We start from the raw sequence: 614 nt of genomic DNA, 5'->3' as shown, positions 1-614 counted from the left end.
CCAAAATAACTCCCACTAGGCAACCCATGTCCGTTAATTTGTACCATACCGGACCGTAGTTGGGCTGCGATACGACGACATTTGTTGCGATCTTGTGATTGTATATAGTTTGTAAGACCATATTCGGTATCATTGGCAAGAGCTACTGCTTCATCTTCTGTATTAAAGGAAAGAATTGAAAGAGCTGGACCAAAGATTTCTTCTCGAAAAATACGCATACTAGGTTTCACATCGGCAAAGACTGTTGGGCGAACATAGTAACCGCACTCCATCCCTATTGGTAAACCAGTTCCACCTGCAACAAGAGTTGCACCTTCATCAATTCCAGATTGGATGAGATTCTGAATTTTGTTGTATTGTTGTTTTGAAACTACCGGACCAATATGATTTCCTGCTTGGTGGCTTGGCCCCACTTTTGTTTTTTCAGCAATATCTTTGGCTGTTTTAATAGCTTCGTTATAGATGTTTTGTTCCACAATCATACGTGTTGGTGCATTACAGCTTTGTCCACTATTATAAAAGCAGTGTCGTACACCACGTTGAATAGCACCCGTATCGGCATCAGCAAAGATGATGTTAGCTCCTTTGCCTCCAAGTTCTAGACTAACTCGTTT

The 614-nt window shown here is 41.4% G+C and carries 1 protein-coding gene; it reads right to left on the bottom strand.

Going from position 1 to position 614, the window contains the following annotated elements; translation table 11 throughout:
* Positions 1-614, bottom strand: a 614-nt coding sequence (locus J7R05_RS07535) for an aldehyde dehydrogenase family protein (protein ID WP_208541799.1), incomplete at both ends; no start/stop codon positions are given.

This window comes from Bartonella capreoli (genome assembly GCF_902813205.1).
Classification (GTDB): domain Bacteria; phylum Pseudomonadota; class Alphaproteobacteria; order Rhizobiales; family Rhizobiaceae; genus Bartonella; species Bartonella schoenbuchensis.
The sequence above is the reverse complement of the archived record's forward strand: the minus strand, read 5'-3'. Positions and strand labels throughout refer to the sequence as shown.